Source organism: Mesorhizobium sp. USDA 4775, assembly GCF_054062655.1.
Map to the genome: position 1 here is coordinate 2,449,378 of NZ_JBSSFM010000001.1, position 23,715 is coordinate 2,473,092.

The 23,715-nt window shown below is 63.8% G+C and carries 19 protein-coding genes; 10 read left to right on the top strand and 9 right to left on the bottom strand.

Annotated elements, in window-relative coordinates:
- Nucleotides 1–136 precede the first annotated feature (136 nt).
- The 3 genes from ACVILI_RS11740 to ACVILI_RS11750 are packed head-to-tail and all read left to right on the top strand — an operon-like array spanning nucleotide 137 to nucleotide 2,829.
- Entirely contained in the window at nucleotides 137–1,144 is a 1,008-nt protein-coding gene (locus ACVILI_RS11740; protein ID WP_027046561.1) for an ABC transporter substrate-binding protein, read from the top strand.
- Nucleotides 1,145–1,172: 28 nt separating this feature from the next.
- Nucleotides 1,173–2,036: an ABC transporter permease gene (locus tag ACVILI_RS11745; protein WP_019856678.1), complete on the top strand. Its 864-nt coding sequence runs from the start codon at nucleotides 1,173–1,175 to the stop codon at nucleotides 2,034–2,036.
- A 10-nt stretch (nucleotides 2,037–2,046) separates the two neighbouring features.
- Nucleotides 2,047–2,829 carry an ABC transporter ATP-binding protein gene (locus ACVILI_RS11750; RefSeq protein WP_027046562.1) on the top strand — a complete coding sequence of 261 codons (783 nt, stop codon included), beginning with the start codon at nucleotides 2,047–2,049 and terminating at the stop codon, nucleotides 2,827–2,829.
- Between the two features lie 37 nt (nucleotides 2,830–2,866).
- Here ACVILI_RS11750 and ACVILI_RS11755 read toward each other — a convergent pair whose 3' ends face one another.
- Nucleotides 2,867–3,184 (bottom strand): sulfur globule protein precursor, encoded by a 318-nt coding sequence (locus tag ACVILI_RS11755; protein ID WP_148307351.1) that lies wholly within the window; start codon nucleotides 3,182–3,184, stop codon nucleotides 2,867–2,869.
- A 180-nt stretch (nucleotides 3,185–3,364) separates the two neighbouring features.
- Between ACVILI_RS11755 and ACVILI_RS11760 the strand changes: the two genes are divergently transcribed.
- Together ACVILI_RS11760 and ACVILI_RS11765 are read left to right on the top strand one after the other, a co-directional pair.
- Nucleotides 3,365–3,805, top strand: coding sequence for a hypothetical protein (locus ACVILI_RS11760; protein WP_038645074.1), 441 nt, complete (start codon nucleotides 3,365–3,367; stop codon nucleotides 3,803–3,805).
- A 148-nt stretch (nucleotides 3,806–3,953) separates the two neighbouring features.
- A complete protein-coding gene (locus ACVILI_RS11765; protein ID WP_038645076.1) occupies nucleotides 3,954–5,399 on the top strand; it encodes a DHA2 family efflux MFS transporter permease subunit in 1,446 nt (481 codons plus the stop codon).
- Nucleotides 5,400–5,443: 44 nt separating this feature from the next.
- On the opposite strand, the gene ACVILI_RS11770 is transcribed toward ACVILI_RS11765, so the two are convergent.
- A complete protein-coding gene (locus ACVILI_RS11770) occupies nucleotides 5,444–7,336 on the bottom strand; it encodes an ABC transporter ATP-binding protein (RefSeq protein WP_240564871.1) in 1,893 nt (630 codons plus the stop codon).
- Nucleotides 7,336–9,192 carry an ABC transporter ATP-binding protein gene (locus ACVILI_RS11775; RefSeq protein ID WP_457102449.1) on the bottom strand — a complete coding sequence of 619 codons (1,857 nt, stop codon included), beginning with the start codon at nucleotides 9,190–9,192 and terminating at the stop codon, nucleotides 7,336–7,338. The genes ACVILI_RS11770 and ACVILI_RS11775 overlap by 1 nt, the downstream gene beginning before the upstream one ends.
- Nucleotides 9,193–9,542: 350 nt before the next feature.
- Between ACVILI_RS11775 and ACVILI_RS11780 the strand changes: the two genes are divergently transcribed.
- Together ACVILI_RS11780 and ACVILI_RS11785 are read left to right on the top strand one after the other, a co-directional pair.
- The gene (locus ACVILI_RS11780) at nucleotides 9,543–10,889 is read left to right on the top strand and encodes an NAD(P)/FAD-dependent oxidoreductase (RefSeq protein WP_038645080.1); all 1,347 of its coding nucleotides are present in this window, start codon (nucleotides 9,543–9,545) and stop codon (nucleotides 10,887–10,889) included.
- A 219-nt stretch (nucleotides 10,890–11,108) separates the two neighbouring features.
- Nucleotides 11,109–12,548 (top strand): NAD(P)-dependent oxidoreductase, encoded by a 1,440-nt coding sequence (locus ACVILI_RS11785; RefSeq protein ID WP_038645082.1) that lies wholly within the window; start codon nucleotides 11,109–11,111, stop codon nucleotides 12,546–12,548.
- Nucleotides 12,549–12,618: 70 nt separating this feature from the next.
- Here ACVILI_RS11785 and ACVILI_RS11790 read toward each other — a convergent pair whose 3' ends face one another.
- The 6 genes from ACVILI_RS11790 to ACVILI_RS11815 all read right to left on the bottom strand — a co-directional run bounded on the left by ACVILI_RS11790 (nucleotide 12,619) and on the right by ACVILI_RS11815 (nucleotide 20,368).
- Entirely contained in the window at nucleotides 12,619–13,689 is a 1,071-nt protein-coding gene (locus ACVILI_RS11790) for an alpha/beta hydrolase (RefSeq protein WP_038645084.1), read from the bottom strand.
- A gap of 404 nt (nucleotides 13,690–14,093) precedes the next feature.
- Entirely contained in the window at nucleotides 14,094–15,590 is a 1,497-nt protein-coding gene (locus ACVILI_RS11795) for an HAL/PAL/TAL family ammonia-lyase (RefSeq protein ID WP_038645085.1), read from the bottom strand.
- 139 nt (nucleotides 15,591–15,729) lie between these two features.
- Nucleotides 15,730–16,833 carry an alcohol dehydrogenase family protein gene (locus ACVILI_RS11800; RefSeq protein WP_038645087.1) on the bottom strand — a complete coding sequence of 368 codons (1,104 nt, stop codon included), beginning with the start codon at nucleotides 16,831–16,833 and terminating at the stop codon, nucleotides 15,730–15,732.
- A gap of 8 nt (nucleotides 16,834–16,841) precedes the next feature.
- Nucleotides 16,842–18,221: an aspartate aminotransferase family protein gene (locus ACVILI_RS11805; protein ID WP_038645089.1), complete on the bottom strand. Its 1,380-nt coding sequence runs from the start codon at nucleotides 18,219–18,221 to the stop codon at nucleotides 16,842–16,844.
- Between the two features lie 31 nt (nucleotides 18,222–18,252).
- Nucleotides 18,253–19,746 (bottom strand): NAD-dependent succinate-semialdehyde dehydrogenase, encoded by a 1,494-nt coding sequence (locus tag ACVILI_RS11810; protein WP_038645090.1) that lies wholly within the window; start codon nucleotides 19,744–19,746, stop codon nucleotides 18,253–18,255.
- 130 nt (nucleotides 19,747–19,876) lie between these two features.
- Nucleotides 19,877–20,368, bottom strand: coding sequence for an Lrp/AsnC family transcriptional regulator (locus ACVILI_RS11815; protein ID WP_038652262.1), 492 nt, complete (start codon nucleotides 20,366–20,368; stop codon nucleotides 19,877–19,879).
- Between the two features lie 83 nt (nucleotides 20,369–20,451).
- On the opposite strand from ACVILI_RS11815, the gene ehuR reads away from it, so the two are divergent.
- The 3 genes from ehuR to ehuB all read left to right on the top strand — a co-directional run bounded on the left by ehuR (nucleotide 20,452) and on the right by ehuB (nucleotide 23,704).
- Nucleotides 20,452–21,837: a MocR-like ectoine utilization transcription factor EhuR gene (ehuR, locus tag ACVILI_RS11820; RefSeq protein ID WP_019856692.1), complete on the top strand. Its 1,386-nt coding sequence runs from the start codon at nucleotides 20,452–20,454 to the stop codon at nucleotides 21,835–21,837.
- A gap of 143 nt (nucleotides 21,838–21,980) precedes the next feature.
- The gene (ehuA, locus tag ACVILI_RS11825) at nucleotides 21,981–22,766 is read left to right on the top strand and encodes an ectoine/hydroxyectoine ABC transporter ATP-binding protein EhuA (protein WP_019856693.1); all 786 of its coding nucleotides are present in this window, start codon (nucleotides 21,981–21,983) and stop codon (nucleotides 22,764–22,766) included.
- A gap of 86 nt (nucleotides 22,767–22,852) precedes the next feature.
- Nucleotides 22,853–23,704, top strand: a complete 852-nt coding sequence (gene ehuB, locus ACVILI_RS11830; protein WP_027046565.1) for an ectoine/hydroxyectoine ABC transporter substrate-binding protein EhuB — start codon at nucleotides 22,853–22,855, stop codon at nucleotides 23,702–23,704.
- Nucleotides 23,705–23,715: the final 11 nt, after the last annotated feature.

A 23,715-nucleotide genomic window follows, 5' to 3' on the forward strand; every position in this document is an offset into this window, starting at 1 on the left:
GAAATATCCCTGCACTTCACCACGAAGTGGTGGGCAAGACGCCGAGGCACAGTGCCGCAAGAGCAGAAACCCGCAGTCTCACCAGACCGGATGCCTGGGAAAAAAGCGGTCTGATCATCAAGGGGAACTTGAGATGATGCGTAACCTAGCAGGACAATTTCGCGCGCTCATGATGGCCGCCGCCATCGGGCTCGCCGCCGCGCCAGTGGCCCACGCCGCCGATGCGGCCATTCCCACGACGCCAGAGGCAGGACCGTTCAAGATAGGCATCGAGCCCTGGCTCGGCTATGGCCAGTGGCACGTCGCCGACGCCAAGGGCCTGTTCAAGACGAATGGCTTGTCGGACGTCCAGATCGTCAACTTCGCCGAGGACAAGGATATCAACGCCGCTTTGGCCAGCGGCCAGCTCGACGCCGCCAATATCGCGACCCACACGGCGATGGGCATGGTGGCCGCCGGCCTGCCGGTGAAGATCGTGCTGCTGCTCGATGTCTCGATGACGGCCGACGCCATCATCGCCGGCAAGGACGTCACCTCCATCGCCGACCTCAAGGGCAAGCAGGTTGCTTTCGAAGAAGGCACGACCAGCGACATCCTGCTCAAATACGCGCTCGCCAAGAATGGCATGTCGATCGCCGACGTTCAGCCGGTTCCGATGCCTGCCTCCGACGCCGGCGGCGCCTTGATCGCCGGCCGCGTGCCGGTCGCTGTCACCTACGAGCCCTACCTCACCGTCGCCATGGCGCAGAACAAGGACGTCAAGCTGCTGTTTTCCGCCGGCGAGGACCCCGGCCTGATCAGCGACGTGCTGGTGGTGCGCGACGAGGTCATCAAGTCGCGGCCCGGCCAGGTGCTGGCCATGATCAAGAGCTGGGACGCCGCACTCAAGGATTACAATGCAGACACACCCGGCGGCCGCGCCATCATCGCCAAGGCGGTCGGTTCCGACGTCAAGGACCTCAACACCGCTTTCGACGGCGTGCGCTACTATTCGCTTGCCGAAAACAAGACGGCGCTGACCGGCGATTTCACCACCAAGACATTCGCCGACGTCGAAGCTGCCGCCAAGAACGCCAAGCTGCTCCAGGCCGACGTGACGCCCGAGCAGATGATCGACCCGTCCTTCGTCAAGGCGGCGCAATGATAGAGGCCGGATCGCGGTGGTAGCGCAGATGTCAGCGGATCCCCCCGCGAAAACCGGCCCGGCGCGCTCCGCGCCAAAGGCGGCCACGAAACAGGCGAGGCGCCGCCGGTCCTCCGGGATCGGCGCGCCCATCGCCAGGTCGCGTTTCCTGATGATCGCGGTGGCCGTCTTTGTCGGGCTTGGCCTCGCCTGGTGGGCGGCGACCGGGCTGGAATGGGTAAAGCCCATCTTCCTGCCGTCGCCCGGCAGTGTTGCGACCCAGATCGCCAAGCTCGCCGCTGACGGCACGCTGTGGCTGGACCTCACCGCCTCGGCGTATCGCATTTCCATCGGTTTCCTCATCGCCTCGGCACTGTCGATCCCGATCGGCGTGCTGATCGGCAGCTTCCGCTCCTGGGAGGCTGGTATCGAGCCGCTGGTGGATTTCATCCGCTACATGCCGGTAGTCGCTTTCGTGCCGCTCTCCATATTGTGGGCAGGTACCGGCGATACGCAGAAATTCCTGATCATCTTCATCGGCACCTTCTTCCAGCAGGTGCTGATGGTCATGGACAATGTGAAACGGGTTCCCGCCGATTTCATCGGCCTTGGCCGCACGCTCGGCCTGCCGGACCGCAAGATCCTGACGCGCATCGTCGTGCCCAGCGCCCTGCCGGGTATCTGGGATACGCTGCGCATCAGCCTCGGCTGGGCATGGACCTGGCTGGTGCTGGCCGAACTTGTCGCGGCGACATCTGGCCTCGGCTATCGCATTACCGTGTCGCAGCGCTATTTCCAGACCAACACCATCATTGGTTACATCCTGCTCCTCGGCGTGCTTGGTCTCATCACCGACCAGGTCATGAAGGCGCTGGAAAAGGTTCTGTTTCGCCAGGATGGCCATTCGCAATGAGGAACCGCCGATGACTGTTCCCAAATTGCGCATCGCCGGCCTCGACAAGAGCTTCGGCACGGGCGAGCGGCGCACTGAAGTGCTGCGCGACATCAATCTCGATCTCGCCGACAATGAGTTCGTCTCGCTCGTCGGCACGTCGGGGTGCGGCAAGAGCACGCTGCTGTCGATCGTTGCCGGACTGCAGGACTTCGACGCCGGCGATCTCAGCATCGATGGCGCGCCGATCCTGCAGCCGGGTCTCGACCGCGGCGTCGTCTTCCAGTCCTACACGCTGCTGCCCTGGCTGACGGCGCGGCAGAACATCGAGTTCGCCCTCAAGGCCGCCGGCTACGATCGCACGGCCTGCCGCGAGATTGCGCTTGAGCATCTCGACCTCGTCAAGCTGTCGCAAAGCGCCGACCGCTATCCGTCCGAACTGTCGGGCGGCATGAAGCAGCGCGTCGCCATTGCGCGCGCGCTGTCCTATCGGCCGAAGATGCTGCTGATGGATGAACCGTTCGGCGCGCTCGATGCCTTGACCCGGCACCAGATGCAGGAACTGCTGACCCAGATTTGGGAGGAACACAAGCTGACCGTTCTCTTCGTCACGCATGATGTGGAGGAGGCGGTCTATCTGTCGGACCGCATCGTCGTCATGGGGATCGGGCCGGGACGCATCATGCAGACCTTCAACGTCGACATCGAGCGGCCGCGCCGGGAAGAGGTGATGGAGACCCCGGCCTTCATGGATCTGCAGCGCGGCGTGCACAAGGCGATCCGCGAGGCGTCAAGACGTCCTGAAATGGCGTAGCCCTCGAGCCCTCGCGGCTACCATGGCCCGACAAAGGTCAGAGCATTCCGAAGGGGCCATAATAGTAGGGGCGGTATGGGACACATAGGCCGAGCGCCAGCTGGACCGGTCCGCAATAATCGTAGTAGCCGCCATAATAGCCGCCTCGCCAGCCGCCGCCAGCCCAATGGCGGCCGTGTCCGCGGTGAAAGGCGTATCTATGCCCGCCACCGAAATGGCGGCCGCGGAAAGGCCCCATGGCATGGCCGCCGCCATGGTGCCTGACGACCGCGGCGTCGGCCATGGTTGCAAATGAAGTCGTACCTGCCGCCAATGCCAGCGCAACGGAGCTTGCAAACACCAATTGCCTTTTCATGAGCGTTACTCCTGTTTTGTTGCGATATTGCGCATGGGAGAAAAACGGCCGCCTCACCGCACACGTTCCTTCACGAAATCGGGACGGAGAGTCGCTCTGCATGGTCAGCAATCAGGGGCCGTGGGGACCGCATAGGTCGAGTGTCCACGCGATGGTCCCGCAGAAGTCACCGGCGTAGCCATGATAACTGCCGTAGCCATTGTAGTCGCTGTCCATCCGGCCATGGTTGCTGCCCCAATTGTCGCCAGTCCAATCGCGGCCAACCCAGCCGCCGTGGCCAGCGTGTCGGCCATGTGCGGCGTGCGCATGGCCGCCGTGCGCAACGGTGAGGTGGACAAAGTGGTGCCTGACGACGGCGGCGTCGGCGACGGTGGCAACGCTATCGTGCTCGTGGCCAAGGTCAGCAGCATGGAACTGATGAATACGAGTCGCCTTTTCATGGAAATGTCTCCTTTCCGTTCCAAGGATATGGGGAAGAAAGCCGTCTCTCGCCGGACACGTTCCTTCACGAAATCGGGACGGATGCTTGCGGGACCGTGCAGTGTCTTCAGGCGATCTCGCGACACCATCGCCTCCTTGCCGACGTCCGGCCCATTCACGGCGCCGGTCAAGATTTGTTGACTTCCGGCAAGGTGGAAATCGCTACCCCTGACCTATTTGTCGGACCATAAGACGGCCGTGCGACCAGACTCCGGCTGGCTGGCACGTAGGGCAATCTTGCCTTTGAACTGGGATGCGCTGCTTTGGCTACAGAATATAAGCCGCTCGCATGACGGAATTTGCCGCAGCATTGGAACAGCCTCAATTCGCCACCGAGCGTGATCCGAGGCTGAGGCTGATCATTCCGATCATTGTCGCCATCGCCTTCCTGATGGAGCAGCTCGATTCCACCATCATCACCACCGCGATTCCGGCCATTGCGCACAGTCTCGACACGACGCCGGTCCGGCTGAACCTTGCGATCACCACCTACATTCTGACGCTCGCTGTGTTCATTCCCGTCAGCGGCTGGTTCGCCGACAGGTTCGGCGCGCGAAAAGTGTTCGCGCTGGCGCTGTTCACCTTCACCCTTGGCTCGGCACTGTGCGGTGTGGCCAACAGTTTCGGCATGCTGCTGGCCATGCGTGCGCTGCAGGGGTTGGGCGGGGCCATGATGACGCCGGTCGGCCGGTTGATCCTGCTGCGCAGCTTTCCGCGCAGCGGGCTGATCACCGCCATGACCTACATGACCTTGCCCGCCATCATGGGGCCGGTCATCGGGCCGCTGCTCGGCGGCCTGCTTACCACCTACGCCTCGTGGCGCTGGATATTCTATGTCAACGTGCCGTTCGGCTGCCTCGGCATTCTGGCCGCGCTGCGCTTTGTCGACGATTTTCACGAGGAGGCGGTGCAGCGCTTCGACTTCGCAGGGTTCCTGATGGTGGGATGCGGTGTGGCACTGCTGCAATTCGGGCTGGAAAACATCGGCCGGCCGATCATTCCCGTTTCAGCCACAGTGCTGGTGCTGACCGCTTCCGTCCTGCTGCTGCTCGCCTTCGGGCGCTATGCGCGCCGCGTCGCGGCGCCGGCCGTTGACCTGACGCTGTTTCGGTTTCGCTCCTTCTGGGTCGGCACGCTGGCCGGCGGCCTGTGCCGCGTCGGCCTCAACGGCGTGCCGTTCCTCCTGCCGCTGATGCTGCAGCTCGGCTTCGGCATGAGCCCGGTCACTTCGGGCTCGCTGACATTCGTGGGCAGCTTCGGCGCCTTGCTCATGCGGCCGCTGCTGTCGCCGCTGCTGCGGCGGTTCGGCTTCAGCGCCGTGCTGATCGGCAGCGCGGTCGTCGGCTCCGCCACCGTGGCGGGTTTCGCCCTGATGGGGCCTGATACGCCGCATTGGATGATCGGCGTCTACGTCTTCCTGTTCGGCATCGTCCGCTCGGCGCAGTTCATGACCTCCAACACCTTGTCCTACGCCGATCTGCCGGCGGACAAGCTCAGCCGCGCCACCAGCCTTGGTGGCGTGCTGCAGCAGCTCAGCGTTTCGCTTGGTGTCTCGATCGCCGCCATACTGCTGGGCCTGATCGCGGGGGAGACCCATGTGCTTACGCCGGAGCGCTTTCACCAGGTGTTCCTGCTGACCGCGATCATCCCGTTGATCTCCATTCCCGGCTTTCTGTATCTGCGCGCCGAGGATGGCGTGCAGGTCAGCGGTCACATCAGGGGATCTCGCAGATAGGTTCTTTCAGGAGGGCAGCGGCGGTTCGAACCCGCCCGCACCGCTCACGTCGCTTTGCCGAGCGCCGCGTCCATTCCCATTTCTTCGTCGGAAATGTCGTCGAACGAAGCGTAGTTCATGTTGTAGAGCCGGGCGTAGAGGCGCTTCCTCAGCATCAGCTGTTCGTGGTTGCCGCTTTCGACGATCTCGCCATTCTGCAGCACGATGATGCGGTCGGCGCCGCGGATGGTGGCGAGTCGATGGGCGATGACCAGCCCGGTGCGGCCCTCCAGCAGGGTGATCAGCGCCTTCTGGATCAGCATCTCGGTGTAGGAATCGATGCTGGCCGTGGCCTCGTCGAGCACCAGGATCTTGGCGTCGGCGACCAGCGCGCGCGCGAAACTGATGAGCTGGCGCTGGCCGAGCGAGAGGTTGCCGCCGCGCTGTTCGAGCTCGGTATCGTAGCCGCCGGGTAGTTGCTCGATGAAGTCGTGCGCGCCGACGGCCTGTGCCGCGCGAACCACTTCTTCGCGGCTGGCTGATGTTTTGTGGTAGCGGATGTTCTCCAGCACCGTGCCGGAGAACAGGAACGGCTCCTGCAGCACCATGGCTACTTGGTCGCCGAGTGAATCCTGCGTCAGGTCACGCACATCGTGACCGCCGACAAGGACTTGCCCCGACCAGACATCGTAGAAGCGGTGCACCAGCGCCATCGAACTCGACTTGCCCGATCCCGTCGGGCCGACAAGCGCGACGGTCTCGCCAGGATTGACGCGGAAGGAGATGTTCTTCAGCACCGGCTGGTTCGGCCGATAGCCGAAGGTGACGTTCCTGAACTCGACCGAGCCGTCCGTATCGCGCGACAAGGCCACCGCATTGTCCTTGTCGCTGACATCCACCGGCACGTCGAGCACTTCGGAGATGCGCTGGCCCGAAGCCATGGCGCGCTGCATGACGCTGTACTGCATGGTGAGCGAGCGGATCGGGTCGAAGAAGCGCTGGATGTAGAACAGGAACGCCACCATGACGCCGACATCGAGGCTGTGCGACAGCACCATCGAACCGCCGACGACAATGACCGTCGCCATGGCGATGCCAGTCAGCGTGTCGACGATCGGCACCATCACCTGCGCGTATCGAGCCGACCGCAGATGGGCGTTGAGGTTGGCCAGCACCTTTTCGTCATAGAGGTCGAAATTGACGTGCTGGCGTTCCAGGCTCTGCACGGTGCGCACGCCATGGATGCCTTCGGCGAGTGCCCCGTTGGCGATGGAATTGGTTTCGTGCGCCGCCATGAAGGCGACCTTGGCGCGCGGCAGCCAGAACAGCCGCACGATGAACAGCATCGGCATGGTCGACAGCGTCAGCAGTCCGAGCCGGAAATCGAGCCACAGCAGAACGGTGACGATACCGAACAGCAGCACGATGTCGCCCACCGACATCACCGATGTCTCGAGGAATTCCTGCATCGAATTGACGTCGCCCTGCAGGCGCGACATCAGCCGGCCGACCTCGGTCTTGTCCATGAAGCTGAGCGACACAAGCTGCAGATGGCTGAACATGGCGCGGCGCAGGTCGGAAAGCACGTTCTCCGCCACCTTGCCGACGACGCTTTCCTGCACATAACTGGCGGCATAGTTGATCAGGATGATCACGGTGAAGGTGACGATCGCGGAGATCATCACCGAGCGGTCGAGCCGGCCCGGAGCCATGCCGTGGTCGATGGCGTAACGGATGACCAGCGGGATCGCCAGCTGCGTCAGCGTGAACACCAGCACCGCCGCCACCGAGATGAAGATCCGGCCCTGATAGGGTCTGACGAAGCTCCAGATGCGTCTGACGATGCGCGGATCATAGGCCTTGCCGAAAACCTCTTCCTCGTCGCGATGCGAGCCGACGACGGCCTTGGTCGGCCGCCCGCTTTTGTCGTCCTTCTCGTCGTCGTCCTGCGTCGACATCATGCGGCTCCCTCGAGCCGGTCGTCGTCCGGCCGCAGCTGCAGGTCATAAAGCGCGCGGTAGCGTCCGCCCAGCGCCAGCAGTTCCTCATGCGTGCCGCGCTCGACGATGCGGCCGCCCTCGACGAACAGGATCTGGTCGGCATGCATCAGCGAACTCAACCGGTGCGAGATGATCAGCGTCACGCGATCCCCGGCGAAGCGCTTCATCGCCGCGCGGATACGCTGCTCGGTGCCGGCATCGATTGCCGCGGTGGAATCGTCGAAGACCAGAACCGATGGCCGCAGCATCAGGCTGCGCGCAATGGTCAGGCGCTGCCGTTGGCCGCCGGAAAGCGAGGCGCCGCGCTCGCCGACGACCGTGGTGTAGCCGGCCGGAAGCCCGATAATATAGTTGTGCAACTGCGCATATTCGGCGGCCTGTCCGATGCGGGTCTCGCGCGCCCAGGGGTTGCCATAGGCGATGTTGTTCTCGATCGAGGTGGTGAACAGGAACGCATCCTGCTGCACCACGCCGACCACCTTGCGCAGCGATTGCAGCGTGACCTTGCTTATATCCTGGCCGTCGATGGTGATCGCGCCGGAGGTGACGTCGTAGAAGCGCGGGATCAAATGCGCGATGGTCGACTTGCCGCTGCCCGGCGGGCCGACAATGCCGACCGTCTCGCCGGGCTTCGCCTCGAAGGATATGCCGGACAGGGTCGGACGGCCGCCCGCGCCCTCATAGCGGAAGCCGACATCATCGAAGCGCAGCACGCCATCGGTGATGACGAGATCCTTGGCGTCGGGTGCATCCTCGATGTCGAGTTCGGTGTCGAGCAGTTCGAACAGCCGCGTGCCGCAGGTCGAGGCGCGCGCGAAGGAATTGACCATCAGGCCAAGCTGGCGCACCGGCATTTGCAGGATGGTCATGAAGGTGAGGAACTGCGCCAGCGTACCGACGCTGATCTGGCCCGCGATCACCTTCTGGCCGCCGAACCACAGCACCAGCCCCATGGCGGCCAGGAAGGAAAAGTTCATGGCGCTGGTGTTGGCGACGCGGATGTCGACGCGCTGATTGGCCAGCTCCAGCGCGTCCTGCTTGGCGCGGTCGAATTTCTTGAGCTCATGGCGCTGCGCCGCGAAGGCACGCACGACACGGATGCCGCCAAGATTCTCGTCCATCACCCGGCTCAGCACCGACAGCCGCTCCTGCAGCGTCAGCCAGGTGCTGCGCAATCTGAGCTGTGTCACCGAGGAACGCCAGGCGACGAAAGGCACGAAGCTGAGGCTGAGCAGGCCGAGCACGAGATCGGTGCTGATCAGGAGATAGGCGCCGACGCCGATCAGCACGCCGAGCAGCACCACGCGCAGGATGCCTGTGGCAAAGAACATGCGCACGCCGTCGAGATCGAGCAGCCCGAGCGTGATCAGGTCGCCGGTATGGACCTTGTCGTGGAAGGAGAAGCTCAGCCGCTGGATCTTCTCGTAGAAGGCGAGCCGCAATTCATAGCCGGTCTGATGGCCGACGGCCTCGCCAAAATAGTTCTGCGCCATGGTGAAGAGGCCGCGCAGGATGCTGACGACCAGCAGGGTCAGCGCCGTGTGCCACAGTGCCTGTTCTGCCGCGGTGCCGGCGCCCGCGGCGATCACGCCTTGCGCCTGGTCGATGGCGCGTCCCAGCAGGCGTGGGATGAAAAGCTGCAGCGTCGCGGCGATGAAGGTCGAGACCAGCGTGATGGTGACCTGCCAGGGATGGCGCAGCGTCATGCGCACGATGCGCAGCAAGGTGCTGAGGCCCTTGCCCCAGGAGGCTTCCGCCACATGGGCAAACGATTTGCCGCGCTTCGCCGCGCCGCTGGTTGCATCCGTAGGCAAGGAAATATCCAGTCCAATCCGGACATTAGCCCGGACGCATGAAGCAGACTCAGTTCTGATGACGCAATGTTACGCGTGTCGGACTTGACCCTTCAAGGGGCCAATGGCGGCATCGCACTGTGCCTGACAGGCGGTGCCGCCATCGGTCGTCGCCGGGCGCTTGCGCCTTTGCCGCCAAAGTTCCTGTGAGGGTGTCGAGCCGACATTCGCTGGCATAAACAATTCATTGCATTGACGCGCAGATTCTCCAGCTCGACCCAGCCTTGACGGACTATCAGTTCTGTCACGCGTCGCCGACACGGAAGCAGCCAGGGCCGACGCCGCCGTGAAAAGCAAGAGGGCAGTCTTCCTTGACAAGTTTTCCCTTCACCGAAGCCATGCCGATCCAGTTTCAAGCACCGTTGCCGAAGGCTTCGGAGGTTGTGGTCATCGGTGGTGGCGTCATCGGCGTGACCACGGCCCTGTTCCTGGCGCGACGCAACATTTCGGTGACATTGCTGGAAAAGGGCCGCATCGCCGGCGAGCAATCGTCGCGGAACTGGGGCTGGATCCGGCAGCAGGGTCGCGATGCCGATGAACTGCCTGTTGTCATCGAAGCGCAACGCCTCTGGCGGCAACTGGCCGAGGAATGCGGCGAGGACATCGGACTGAAGCAGACGGGCGTTACCTACCTTGCGCGAACCGACAAGGAGATGGCCGGCTTCGCGAAATTCCTGAAGATCGCAGAGATACACGGCGTCGACACGCGTCTCCTCGACCAGGGTGAGACGGCCAGGCTGATCCCGGCCATGTCGCGCTCTTTCAAGGGCGCTATGACCACCCCATCCGACATGCGCGCCGAGCCCTGGGTCGCGGTTTCAGCGCTTGCCCGCCTGGCCGCCCGGGAGGGCGTCACCATCATCGAGAATTGTGCGGCGCGCATGCTCGACATATCGGCTGGACGCGTTAGCGGGGTCTGGACCGAGCAGGGCCGTATCGCCACCTCGAGCGCGGTCGTCGCGAGCGGTGCGTGGACGTCGCTCTTCCTGCGCGCCCACGGCGTCTCCATCCCGCAGCTGAGCGTCAGGGCGACCGTCGCCGCGACCGGACCGATGCCCGAAATCCACTCTGGTGCCGTCGCCGACGACCATATCGCATTCCGACGCAGGCAGGATGGCGGCTACACGCTGGCATCGGGAGGCACCAGTCAGCTGTATGTCGGGCCTGATGCCTTTCGTCATGCGACCAAATACGTTCCCGCTCTGATGGCAAATCCTTTTGGCACCTCCTACCTGCCGGCGCCGCCGCGCGGCTATCCGGACGGCTGGTCGACCCCACGCAGGTGGAACGCGGACGAGGAAAGCCCGTTCGAACGGATGCGCATCCTCAATCCCGCCCCCAAAGCCTCGGCATTGCGCGATATCGAGCGCGAATTCGCGGCACTTTTCACGCAGTTCAAGACGGTGCCGATCAAGGCGAGCTGGGCGGGCATGATCGATGCGATGCCGGATGTGGTGCCGGTCGTTGATCGTGCCGCCGAAATTCCGGGTCTCGTCATCGCCACCGGGATGAGCGGTCATGGCTTCGGCATCGGACCTGGCATGGGCCGCGTCGTGTCCGACCTCGTCCAGGGAAACGAGATCGGGCATGATCTTCACAGGTTCCGTCAATCGCGGTTCAGCGACGGCAGCCCGATCAAGCTAGGACCCAGTCTCTAGATAGGGCTGTCTGGCGTCGCGGGCCAAGAACGTCATCTATGCCTTCGGCCATGGCCATCAAGGCCTCATCGGCGGCGCCGTCACCGGCAAGATCGTGTCGCAACTCGCCGCCGGTTTGCCGCCGGCGATCGATCTGACGCCCTTCCGGGCGGATAGGTTCTGATTTCAGAGCGTGCTGCCGTACCGGCAGACCTTTCCGTTCTTGCATGGGGAAACGACGTGACCGCAAACACCAATACCCAGGCCGTAGAGCCGATCGATCCGCAGGGGATCTACACCGTGCTGATCTGTGATCTGGTCGGCCTGCGCTTCGGACCTGACGGCAAGCCTGATCCCAGCGACGTGCGCGCCCATATCGAAGCCAAGGGCGGCCGCTTCCATTTGTCCGCGCTTGGCGACAAATCGGGCCTCGAGCGGGGCCGGGTGCATTTCTTCTACCAGCCGGATCTCAGCACCCGCGAGGAGCTGGTCGAGGCCGCCGGCGACGGACGCTACGACGCCGTCATCGCCGCAGCGACCTTCCTGCCCGCAGAGACCGTCTTTGCGCTGGCCGGTGTGCGGATCGGCGCCGGCACCGGCAATATGGGTTCGCGCTCCTGGGGTGGCGGCAGCGGCGAGGGCGGCAGCGCGGTGCTGATGAACACGCCCGGCATCAACAGCCGCGCCACCGCACAGATGGTGATGAAGGCGATCCTGAAAGTGCTGCCGGATCTACCTGTCGGCTTGCTTCACGACCGGGTGGCACGCGGCGATTTCGACACCGGCAGGGAGTTGCGTGATTTCCCGACCGAAAAACTCGAAGGCAAGACGATCGCTATCATCGGCTACGGCAATATCGGCCGCGAGGTGGCCAAGCTCGCCCGTGCCTTCGGCATGCGCGTGGTGATCCATGCAAGGCCACGGCACCGCGACTGGGTAGAAGCCGAGGGCTTTGCCTTCGCGGCGGATCTTGCCGACGCGGCTGAAGGTGCAGATGTGCTCAGCGTCCATGTCGGCCTGGGCAAGCAGGACGCGCAGACGGGCCGCTACGCCAATGCCGGGCTCATTGGCGCCGAGGTACTGTCCCGCATGAACAAGGGTGCGGTGCTGGTCAACTACGATCGCGGCGAGCTTATCGACGTCGCAGCGCTTGGCGAGGCGCTGGACGCAGGGCGGGTGCGCCACGCCGCCATCGATGCCGATCTGTTCAGGGATGACTCGACTGGACGTCTTTCCGGCCCGATGCTGCCTTATCTCGACCTCGTCGAAAGGCACGGCGAAAAACTTGAACTTCTGCCGCATGCGGCAGCCGATACGGACCATCCGTCGCGCGTTGCCGGCGCCAAACAGGCTGTCGACCAGCTGTTCGATGTCATCTGCCGCAAATCGGTGACCAATGCCAAAGGCACCGTGCCGCCGGGTTATCTCTCGCTTGGGGCGACAACGCCCCCAGGCATCGGACCGGTGACGGCGGATCATTTTTTGAAATTGACTGCCAGCGACTGCTCCGAACTGGCGGATGTCTGTGATCGGCAAAGCCGGCTGTGGAAGGCTCTGTCGGATGCGCCGCCCACAGAGCGCGGCAAGATGGTCACTGAGCAGGGCGAAGAGCTTGTCCGGCTGATCGACCGCTTCTGCCTCCTGGCCGAGAAACTCAACCTCAGAGGCCCTTATCAATAACATCGCGCTGCCGCCGCGGATTATCACGGCAGCAGGTCCGAACGAGACGTTCCGCCGCAATCTTCAATATCTAACCCACCGTAGGCTCGATCCGATATCGGTGTGGAACGCCTGTCGCGGCCCGGTTGTGGATCTTGTCGGGCGCTTGACCTGCCAGCACCGCGACTTCATCGTCGCGCACCGGCGTATAGAGCCGATAATATTGATGGCTATCCATGTTGAGTCCGGCTGGAACGACGTCGCTCACGTCCACCGCACTCACCTTGTCGCTGATGGTTGCCATGTTGTCAGGGCCTCCGGCGCCGAGCCGGGGGCCGTTGAATTCGATCCCGGCACTCAAGAAGGTCAGCACCCAATCCTCGTGGGTGTAGTAGACGGTAACGCCACGCCCGAGGTCGGGCAGCGCCTTCAGTTTGTCCTGCCGGTCGAACGCGTCGGAATCCTCGTCGGCTGCGGCGAGAATGATCTGATTGAAGATGGTCGGAAGATGCGTCGCCGGTACGGCCGGTTGGGTCTCGCCGGGTTTTGTATCTTGCGGTTGCGCCAGCAATGCCTGAACGCCAAAACGCAGCACATAGTTTCCCATACTGTGACAGAGCAGGTGAACAGTCGGACGCGGCGCGGTCGAGGAAAGCCCGGCAAGCTCCGTCGCTAGCCTGCGGATAACCCGGGCAAAGGCCGGACCGCTCTGTCGTGATGTTGCCCGGTCATGCTGGTAGCCGATCAATGTGCCGGCAGAGGGCCAACTAAAGACGATGATCTCGGCATGTATTCCGTAGAAGCTGAGGATCGTCGCCGCGCGTTCGACGCTGTCGGAAAAGGTGTTGAAGAAGCCGTGCGCGAACAAGATGATCGTCTTTGCCGAAACGAACGCCGGATGAAGCGCGGAAAACATCTGGTCGCTTCCACGAATTTGAGCCTTGCCCTTCTCGACGAGTATCTTCTCGTCATACACACGCAGGGTGCCAGGCACGATCTTGCCCTGTTTGGGAGCTCCGGTGACTGTCACCTGGACCTCTCCGTAGCGAATATCGACGCCTTGAGCTTGGCTGAGATTGGGGCCGAAGCCGGTGATCCGCCCTTGGCTGTTCACGATGGGGTTCCGATTGCTGACGAAATGGACCTTGTAGGTGTTGGCCATGGGCTCCTCCCAGACAGGATCAGGGGTGTCAGGTCAGGCAAACGTTCGGCAATTCACTCCAGGGCGGCACATTCTTGTCTGCGAACCGCATACCCGGGCCTTGGCTCTCCTCGGATACTTTCGCAGTGCTTGCGCTAGCCAAGCGCAGGTTCCGTTATTTTACCTCATGGAAGAACGTATTTGTTATTTCTAATATGATCATGCCATATCGGCAAGCAATTTCGCGACATCTCTTCTTTAATGTCTTGATGCATTGCATGCGCCGCTTGTGACGCCGAAGATGAGTTTTGCAACGACCGACCACACCGATAGCCCTGGTGGGCGGACCGCGCGCGTTGGTTGCTTGACGCCTAGGATTCGCGCCGGAAGATCGGGATACCGATCGTGGCGGACCGGCCGTCGGCTCAGTACCGGGGACCGGCCACCATCCGCGCCATCCGCGTCATGTCGGTGCTCATCTCGCGGTCGTCATCGAGCGGGCTTACGAGCGCGCGCACGGCGGCGAAGGTGCGCCGCGGCCCTTCGCCCATGCTGTCGACGACACCGCGCAACTCCACACCCGTCGCAGCGAAGATCAGCTCCATCGCCACGAGATAGCGCATGCGCTCGATGATCTCGGCGGTCTTGGCCACCACCCTGGGCGCCATCGACGACTGATCCTCGATGCCGTCGGAAACGGCGAGCGGGCTGAGTGACATCGGGTTGGCCAGGTGCCGGATTTCGGCTTCCAGCGCGGACAAGGGCTTCTGCAGTTCCGCATAGCCCTGACGACTGCCGCCTCTCGCCGATAGGAAACGCGGCAGTTCGGCTGTTGTCGGCGACATCAGCTTCATGCAGCGGTTGGCGGTGCCAACCGCGCAATGCGCGAGTGCCTGGCCGAGCTGTTCCCAGGCGAGCGTCATTGCCGTCAGGTCGAAATTGCCGTTGGAAATCACCCGTTCGCCGTCGGCCAGGATCACCGGGTTGTCGCCCGAATGGGTCAGTTCGATCTCGGTAGCCAGCCGTGCCTGTTCGAACGCATTGAGCAGGCCGCCCCAGACCTGTGGCACGCAGCGATAGCTGAGCGGATCCTGCAAGCGCCGTGCCGCCTTGTCCTTCCACAAGCCGCTTCCCGCCAGCTCCGCGCGCAACCGCGCGCCGATCTCGCGCTGGCCGAAGGCCGGCCGTGCGGCCAGCGCTTGCTCGTCGATCGCGGTGAGGGAGGAGCGGAACGCCTCGTAGTTGAGCGCCACGGCGGCCAGCGCCCAGTCGATGAGATGGGCGACGTCTTCGAGGCACAGGCACGCCGCTCCGGTCGACAGGCTGTTGGCGACGATGATGGCGTGGCCGTCCTTCTCGCGCAGGTCCAGCGGATCGAGCCCGGCCAAGGCAAGCGCCTCGGCGGAGGGCATGATCCTGCCCTGGAATTCCGCCTCGCCATCGCCGCGCAGCGACCTTGCCATATGGCCGAGATGGGCAAGGTCGGCCGCGCCGATCGAGCCCCAGGTCGGGATCACCGGATGGACGCCGGCGTTGAGCGCCGCGACAAGGCCCGTGACCACGCGTTCGGAGGTTCCGGTGCCGCCGGCGGCCATGCCCGAGATGCGCGCGGTCATCATCGCTCGCACCGCTTCTGTCGGCAAGGCCGGCCCGATGCCCATGCTGTGGCTGAGCGGCACGCTGTGCTGGAAGGCGATCAGGTCCGCCTGTGCGAGCGGCGTGTCGACACAGGCGCCCAGGCCCGTGGTGACGCCGTACATCGGCTTGCCAAGCCCGGTCAGATGCTCGATCAGGGCGCGGCTCGCCCGGATGCGGCGCATCGCCTCTTCGCCCAGCATCAGCCGGGCGTTGCGGCGTGCGATCTCGGCGACGTCGGCCACGCCGAGCGGCCTGGCATCGAGCAATATCATTCGGCCTGTCATGTTTCGCCTGTATCCCGCGACCAGATGCCCGGACCAGTATGACTACGGGCGTCGCCGTTTGTGACGGCTCGCAGACACGACTGCAAGCCATTCCCATTGGGACAGCGGCAGAAGGTGGCTAGAGCGAGGGGCCAGGAAACTACGCCGGCCGCTCCGCCACGGCATCAGGTACCACCACCAGCTTGCCGACGAAATCCTTGGCGACGAAGTCGGCCTGTGCGCGGTGAAAATCGGAGAGCCTGTAGACGCCGCCGACCAGTGGCCGGATCTTTTTCGCTTCGATGTAGCTGACGATCCGGCGGAAATCCGCGCGCGTGCCCTGGCTCGAGCCATGCAACTGCAATTGCTTGAGATACATGGTCCTGAGATCGAGCTGCACGACCGGCCCGGCGATCGCGCCGGCCGTGGTGTAGCGGCCTTCGGGCCGCAGAATACGCAGCAGGTCGTTGAAGATCGCGCCGCCGACAAGATCGGCTACCACGTCGATCGGCCGGCCGCCGGTCACTTCAGCCACGGCCTGTGGCAAGTCAGCGACGCCACGGGTGATGACGGCCTCGGCGCCGATGTCGAGCACCGCCTGTTCCTTGCCCTTGCCGACGACGGCGTAGGGAATGGCGCCGCGCGCCCGCGCCAATTGCACGATGCCGGAGCCGACGCCGCCCGAGGCACCGGTGACCAGCACGCGCTCGCCGGCTTTTAAGCCAGCGCGTTCCAGCATCTGTTCGCCGGTCAGGTAGGCGCAGCAGAAAGTGGCGAGTTCGACGTCACTCATATCCGTGTCGACGACATGCGCATTCTGCGCCGGCACGGTCTGATACTCGGCGTAACCGCCGTCGCGGCCATGGCCCATATAGTCTATGTCGGCCAGTGAATCGTCGTCGCGGTTGTAGATGGAGAAATCGACCATCACCCGCTCACCGATGCGGTCCGGCGAAACGCCGTCGCCAACGGCAACGATGGTGCCAACCGTGTCGGTGCCTTGGATGCGAGGGAAAACAAGCGTGTTGCCCTGGCGCCGCCAGGTCGACACGGCGGCGGCATCCTCTTCGGTACCATAGGCACCCTGGCGCACCCAGACGTCGGTGTTGTTCATCCCGCAAGCGCCGACTTTCACCAGCACCTCACCCGGGATAGGCGCGGGCACCTTCACATCGGTGCGGTAGACGAGTTTTTCCGGTCCGCCGTGCCCGGTGAGCAGCACGGCGGCCATGGTGGCGGGGACGGTTCCGGTCATGGCATTCATCGTCGATCTCAAAGATTGGCAAACACGCTCTTCACCGCATCCGCCGTCTTCGAGACGACGATGTCGGCCTCCTCGCGGGTCAGGCAGAGCGGCGGTGCGAAGCCCAGAATATCGCCCTGCGGCATGGCGCGGCCTATGACGCCGCTGGCGGCAAGCGCTGTCGCCACTTGCGGCCCGATCTTCTGCGAAGCGTCGAAGAACACCCGGTCGTCCTTGTCGGCGACGAACTCGACCGCCGCCAGCATGCCATCGCCGCGTACGTCGCCGACATTTTTATGGCCGCCGACGGCCTTGGCGAGCTCGGCACGGAAATAGGCGCCGGTCTCGCGGGCATTCGTCACCAGATCCATCTCGTCGATCAGTTCGAGATTGGCGACACCGGCGGCAACGCAGATCGGATGCGCCGAATAGGTCCAGCCATGGCCGAGCGAACCGAGCTTGTCGGAACCGTCGACCAGCACCTGCCACATCTTGTCGGCGACGATGACGCCCGACAGCGGCGCATAGGCCGAGGTCAGGCCCTTGGCGATGGTGATCAAGTCCGGCTTGATGCCGTAATGGTCGGAGCCGAACATGGTGCCCAGTCGGCCGAAGCCGGTCACCACCTCGTCGGCGACCAGCAGCACATCATACTTCCTCAGCACCGCCTGGATCTTTTCCCAGTAACCGGCAGGCGGGGGCACGATGCCACCGGTGCCGAGGATCGGCTCGCCGATGAAGGCGGCGACGGTTTCGGGGCCTTCGGCCAGGATCATCTCCTCGAGCTTGTCGGCGCAATGCTGCGAGAACTGCTCCTCGCTCATCGAGCGGTCGGCGCGGCGGAAATAATACGGCGCTTCGGTGTGCAGCACCGGCGCGCGCGGCAGGTCGAAGGCGTTGTGGAACAGGTCGAGCCCGGTCAGCGATCCGGTCATCACGCCCGAACCGTGATAGCCGCGCCAGCGCGAAATGATCTTCTTCTTTTCCGGCCGGCCCAGCACATTGTTGTAGTACCAGATCAGCTTGATGTTGGTTTCGTTGGCGTCCGAGCCGGAGAGGCCGAAATAGACCCTCGACATGCCCTTCGGCGCGCGGTCGATGATCATCTTGGCCAACGTGATCGAGGCCTCGGTGCCGTGGCCGACATAGGCATGATAGTAGGCGAGGTTCTTCGCCTGGGTGGCGATTGCATCGGCGATCTTCTGGCGGCCATAGCCGACATTGACGCAATAGAGGCCGGCAAAGGCATCGATACTCTTCCTGCCATTGTTGTCCCAGACGGTGACGCCTTCACCACCCGCCATGATGCGGGTCGGCGATTCACCGCGCGCGTGCGTGCCCATATGCGTCGAGGGATGGAAGAAGTGGTCGCGATCCCAGGCGTTGAGTTCGTTGGACTGGTCGAGCATTTTGGTCTCCTTGAGGGATGGCCGGACGGATTTATGCGACGTCCAGGCAGAGATATTTGAGATCGGTGAACGCTTCGAGCCCGTGGCGCGAACCCTCGCGGCCGATGCCGGACTGCTTGACGCCGCCGAAGGGAATTGGCGCGCCGGTGATCTTCACCCGGTTGATAGCGACCATGCCGTAGTCGAGCGCGCGGCCCACGCGCTGCTGGCGCGCGCCACTCTCGGTCACGACATAGGCGACCAGGCCATATTCGGTGGCATTGGCACGTTCGACAACCTCGTCCTCGCTGTCGAACGGCGTCACCGCGGCGACCGGCCCAAAAGTCTCTTCGCGCATGATCAGCGCCGCGTCGGAAACGTCGGCCAGCAGCGTCGGCTGGTAGAACAGCGGCCCGGCCTGATGTCGCTTGCCGCCGGCAAGGCAACGCGCGCCATGGGCGAGCGCATCGGCGACCTGCTCCTCGACTTTCTGGACGGCGCGCTCATGCATCAGCGGCCCGATGTCGGTCTTGTCGTCAAGGCCATTGCCGGTCCGCAGCGCCTCGATCCGCTTGGCGAAGGCAGCGTAGAAGCGATCGTGGATCGGCCGCTGGACGTAGATGCGGTTGGCGGCGAGGCAATCCTGGCCCGATGTGGCGAATTTAGCGTCGATGGCGATGCTCACCGCCTTGTCGAGATCCGCATCGGCAAACACGATGAGCGGAGCGTGGCCGCCAAGCTCCATCACCAGCCGCTTCATCGTCGGCGCGCTCTGCGCGGCAATCAGCCTGCCGATCTCAGTCGAGCCCGTAAAACTCATGGCGCGGACGCGTGCGTCTTCGCACATCCGCCCGACGATCGTCGCGGCCTTGCCGGTGACGATGTTGAAGACGCCGGCCGGCAGTCCCGCGCGCTCGCCAAGCTCGGCCAGCGCCAGCGCCGACAGCGGCGTTTCCGAGGACGGATGCGCGACAATGGTGCAGCCGGCGGCAAGGGCGGCGGCCGCCTTGCGGGTCAGCATGGCCGAGGGGAAATTCCACGGCGTGACGATGCCGACGACGCCGAGCGGCTCGCGCCGCACCATCATTTCCGCGTTCGCCAGATGGCTGGTGACGCTCTCGGCGTTGAGGCGCTTGGCTTCCTCCGCATACCACTCGACGAAAGTGGCGGCATAGTCGATTTCGCCGAGCGATTCCTGCAAGGGCTTGCCCTGTTCCAGGGTCATCAGCAATGCCAGGTCGTCTTTCGCGGCAATGATCAGCTCGAACCATTTTCGCAGGATTCTTGACCGCTCCTGCGGCAGCAGCGACCGCCAGGCCGGAAAAGCGCGCGCGGCGGCATCGATTGCTTTTGTCGTTTGCCGTGCATCCAGCGCCGCGACGAAAGCGACCGTGCTTCCCGTCGCCGGATCCGTGACCTCAAAGCTTTCGGCGGCCTCGCTCGCCGTCCAGTGGCCGTCGACATAGGCGAGTTCGCGCAGCAGACCGCGGTCGGCGAGGCGGTCGAGCGCCTCATGGCGATGCGAGCGGGCGAAATGCGCGGACATGGTCGAAGCCTCCCGGTTCGGTCTGATCCTGGGAGACTATCGGTCGTGGGCAGACAGAGAGGCTGTTTGGGTGTTCTGAAGTAGAGAGATTCTCTCTATTGTGAAGCCTCTGCAGACGATTTCTCCGGTACTACGGCGACACCGGCAGCAACTCGGTGATGGGAAGTGCGATCTCTTCCTTCACCGTCTTGGTGACGATGTAGGTGAAATAGCGGTCGATGCCGATCTCGCGGTCGAGCAAGCCGTCGACAAGCCGCTGATAGGCGTCGATGTCGCGAGCCATCACCTTCAGCACATAGTCGACGCCGCCGCCCACCGACCAGCAGGCGACGATTTCGGGGATATCGCGGATGACGCGCTCGAAGCGGTCGAAATCGGCCTGGCGGTGGCTGGCCAACGTCACTTCCATCAGAACGGTGGCCACCGGCGCCACGACGCGCATGGCGATCCTTGCGTGATAGCCCGAGACGATGCCGGCCTTTTCCAGCTTACGCAGCCGCATCCAGCACGGCGTCGGCGACAGCCCCACCTGCTCGGCCAGCGCCAGCTTGGTGATGCGCCCGTCGCGCTGGATGGCGTCGAGGATTTTGAGGTCGATCGCGTCGAGTTTCGCAGCAGCCATCAGCGCCCACTTTTTCGTCCACTGTACCATGATGGCGCATTATTTCGATTGTCAATTGCACTGATTTCGATCTCTAATAAGTCATGACATTGTGGCAACCCGATCCCGCGCTCATAAGGCGGCCAGCCTATCAATCGCTTGCCGACCAGTTCGCGCGCGCCATCCATGACGGACGTCTTGCCAATGGCGCGCGGCTGCCGACACATCGACGGCTGGCCGACGATCTCAAGCTGTCGGTGCAGACGGTCAGCCGCGCCTATGAGGAATTGATCCGGCGCGGCCTGATTTCCGGCGAGATCGGCCGCGGCAGCTTCGTCCAGACGCAGCGTCGCGAGCCGGAGCCGCCCTATCTGCCCGAGCGTCTCGGCGAGGTCATCGACCTCTCCATCCTGAAGCCGGTCTGCGAGCCGATGCATCTGGAGCGATTGAAGCAGGCGCTGGGTTGGCTCGCCGAAAACCTGCCGTCGAGTTCGGCGCTGTCCTTCCGGCCCAACATGGTGTTTCCGCGCCATCGTGCGGTGGCGGTCGAATGGCTGAAACTGTGCGGGCTCGACATTTCCGCCCAGAACATCAGCCTGACCAATGGCGCCACCGCCGGCATGACGGTGGCGCTGATGAGCGTGGCGCCGCCGGGATCGACCGTCGCCACCGAGGCGATCGGCCACCACACGCTGGTGCCGCTGGCGCGCTATCTCGGTTTCAACCTCGAAGGCCTGCCGATCGATGATAGCGGCCTGATCCCGGAGGCGCTGGACGAGGCCTGCCGTCTTTCCGACATCCGCGCGGTGTTCGTGCAGCCTTCGGTGATCAACCCGACGGCGACGCTGATGGATGCGCGGCGGCGTGAAGAAATCGCCGCCGTCGCGCGCAAGCATGACATCGCCATCATCGAGAATGACGTGCTGGGGCCGCTGGTCGAGGACCGGCCGCCGCCGGTCGCCGCTTACGCGCCGGAGCGCACGCTCTACGTCACCTCTTTCACCAAGATCACCGTGCCCGGCCTGCGCATCGGCTATCTCGCCGCGCCTGACCGTTATGTCGCCGCCGTCGCCAACCGGCATCTGGTGTCGAACTGGATGGCGACGCCGCTGGTGGCCGAGATCGCCACCAAATGGGTGACCGACGGCACGGCGATGGAACTGGTGCGCTGGCAGCGCGCCGCGTTACGGCGGCGCCAGGATATCGCCGCCGAGGTGCTTGCCGGGATCGACTATCGCGCCCGGCGCGACGGGCTGCATATCTGGCTGCAACTGCCCGACGACCGTGCCGAAGAGGGCTTTGTCGCCCAGGCCCGGCTGCAGGGCGTGGCGATCGCGCCGGGAACATCCTTCCGCATTTCCGACGCGCCCTGGCATCCGGCGGTGCGCATCTCGCTGGGCTCGACCACCGAAGGGGAACTGCGCGCCGGCCTCGGCGTTGTCACCAAGCTCTTGCTTGGCGATCCGGAGCATCTGCTGTTGGCAATCTAGCGAGTGCGCCGCTCTTCGGCACCGATTGCTCAACAATTGTGCGGAATGGGAAATATTGTCATGATATTATTTTCCCAATTGACATGATTTGGCGCGTTCCGCATCGTTAAGGGCACAGGCTTCTCCAGCACGGGGAAATTCATTTGTCCGCACCCATCATCAAGGTCGATGCCATTTCGAAGAGCTTCGGTGCCTTCAAGGTGCTGGACGGCTTGTCGATGCAGGTCATGCCGCGCGAGAAGCTGGCGCTGATCGGTCCGTCCGGCTCGGGCAAGACGACGATCCTGCGCATCCTGATGACGCTGGAGCGCATCGATGGCGGCCACATCCAGATCGAGGGCGAGCAGCTCTACCACATGGAGCGCAACGGCCAGCTGCTGCCGGCCGACGAGCGGCATCTGGCGCGGATGCGCCAGAAGATCGGCATGGTGTTCCAGCTGTTCAACCTGTTTCCGCACAAGAGCGTCATCGACAATGTGACGCTGGCGCCGATGCTGACCAAGGGAACGCCCCGCGCCGCCGCCGAAAAGCGGGCGATGGAACTGCTCGACATGGTCGGCATGGCCGACAAGGCCAAGGCGATGCCGGCGCAACTGTCGGGCGGCCAGAAGCAGCGCGTGGCGATCGCCCGGGCGCTCGCTCTGCAGCCAAAGATCATGCTGTTCGACGAGGTGACGTCGGCGCTCGACCCGGAACTGGTCGAGGAGGTGCTCAACGTTCTGTGGCGGCTCTGCGCCGAGACCGACATGACCATGCTGCTGGTCACCCACGAGATGGGGTTTGCCCATGACTTCGCCGACCGGGTGCTGTTCTTCGATCGCGGCAAGATCGTCGAGGAAGGCAAGCCCGACGAGATTTTCCGCCATCCCAAACAGGAGCGCACGCAAGGCTTCCTGAAGAAGATCATCGCGGCCGGACATCGCGTCTGACCGTCATGCCCGAGGCGACAACGCCGTCCTCAAGGGACGGAAAGCCGCCCCAAACAAACCAAGACAAGAAACAGGAGTTGGGAACAATGAAGAAACTTGGCATTCTGGCCGGCGTCGCCGGCCTTGCACTGACGGCGGTGCTGGCCGCCTCGATCCCGGGTTCGGCCGACGACAGCAAGCTCGAGCAGTTGAAGTCACAGGGCTTTGCCCGTGTCGCCATCGCCAATGAGCCGCCCTACACGGCGGTCGCGGCCGACGGCAAGGTTTCTGGCGCGGCGCCCGACGTGGCGCGCGAGATCTTCAAACGCCTCGGCGTTGGCGACATCGTCGCCTCGATCTCGGAATATGGCGCCATGATCCCCGGCCTGAAGGCCGGCCGCTTCGACGTCGTCACCGCCGGCCTGTTCATGAAGCCGGAGCGTTGCGCCGCGGTCGCCTATTCCGAACCGGTGCTGTGCGACGCCGAGGCGATGCTGGTGAAGAAGGGCAATCCGAAAGCCTTCAAGAGCTACGAGGACGTCGCCAAGGACACATCGGCCACGATCGGCGCGCCCGGCGGTGGCACCGAGGAGAAGCTGGCGCTGAACGCCGGCGTGCCGCGCGAACGCGTCATCGTCGTGCCGGACGGCCAGAGCGGCCTGAAAATGGTGCAGGACGGCCGCATCGACGCCTATTCGCTGCCGGTTCTGTCGATCAACGATCTGATGAAGAAGGCCAACGACCCGAACCTCGAAGTCATCGCCCCGGTCCAGGGTGCCCCGGTCTATTGCGACGGCGCCGCCTTCAAGAAGGGCGACGAGGCGCTGCGCGATGCCTATGACGTCGAGCTCGCCAAGATGAAGAAGTCGGGCGAATTCGCCAAGATCATCGAGCCCTACGGTTTCTCGGCCGCCGCCGCGATGTCGACGACGCGCGACAAGCTCTGCTCGGCGAAGTAGGCGCCTCTTCT

What these genes read in the sequence shown, in the direction of transcription:
- ACVILI_RS11810 (WP_038645090.1), bottom strand. Translation starts at nt 19,746, where the DNA reads ATGTCCGCGCATTTCGCCCGCTCGCATCGCCATGAGGCGCTCGACCGC.
- ACVILI_RS11790 (WP_038645084.1), bottom strand. Translation starts at nt 13,689, where the DNA reads ATGGCCAACACCTACAAGGTCCATTTCGTCAGCAATCGGAACCCCATC.
- ehuB (WP_027046565.1), top strand. Translation starts at nt 22,853, where the DNA reads ATGAAGAAACTTGGCATTCTGGCCGGCGTCGCCGGCCTTGCACTGACG.
- ACVILI_RS11770 (WP_240564871.1), bottom strand. Translation starts at nt 7,336, where the DNA reads ATGTCGACGCAGGACGACGACGAGAAGGACGACAAAAGCGGGCGGCCG.
- ACVILI_RS11740 (WP_027046561.1), top strand. Translation starts at nt 137, where the DNA reads ATGCGTAACCTAGCAGGACAATTTCGCGCGCTCATGATGGCCGCCGCC.
- ACVILI_RS11795 (WP_038645085.1), bottom strand. Translation starts at nt 15,590, where the DNA reads ATGACAGGCCGAATGATATTGCTCGATGCCAGGCCGCTCGGCGTGGCC.
- ACVILI_RS11760 (WP_038645074.1), top strand. Translation starts at nt 3,365, where the DNA reads ATGATAACTGCCGTAGCCATTGTAGTCGCTGTCCATCCGGCCATGGTT.
- ACVILI_RS11805 (WP_038645089.1), bottom strand. Translation starts at nt 18,221, where the DNA reads ATGCTCGACCAGTCCAACGAACTCAACGCCTGGGATCGCGACCACTTC.
- ACVILI_RS11815 (WP_038652262.1), bottom strand. Translation starts at nt 20,368, where the DNA reads ATGGCTGCTGCGAAACTCGACGCGATCGACCTCAAAATCCTCGACGCC.
- ACVILI_RS11765 (WP_038645076.1), top strand. Translation starts at nt 3,954, where the DNA reads ATGACGGAATTTGCCGCAGCATTGGAACAGCCTCAATTCGCCACCGAG.
- ACVILI_RS11755 (WP_148307351.1), bottom strand. Translation starts at nt 3,184, where the DNA reads ATGAAAAGGCAATTGGTGTTTGCAAGCTCCGTTGCGCTGGCATTGGCG.
- ACVILI_RS11745 (WP_019856678.1), top strand. Translation starts at nt 1,173, where the DNA reads ATGTCAGCGGATCCCCCCGCGAAAACCGGCCCGGCGCGCTCCGCGCCA.
- ACVILI_RS11750 (WP_027046562.1), top strand. Translation starts at nt 2,047, where the DNA reads ATGACTGTTCCCAAATTGCGCATCGCCGGCCTCGACAAGAGCTTCGGC.
- ACVILI_RS11800 (WP_038645087.1), bottom strand. Translation starts at nt 16,833, where the DNA reads ATGAATGCCATGACCGGAACCGTCCCCGCCACCATGGCCGCCGTGCTG.
- ehuR (WP_019856692.1), top strand. Translation starts at nt 20,452, where the DNA reads ATGACATTGTGGCAACCCGATCCCGCGCTCATAAGGCGGCCAGCCTAT.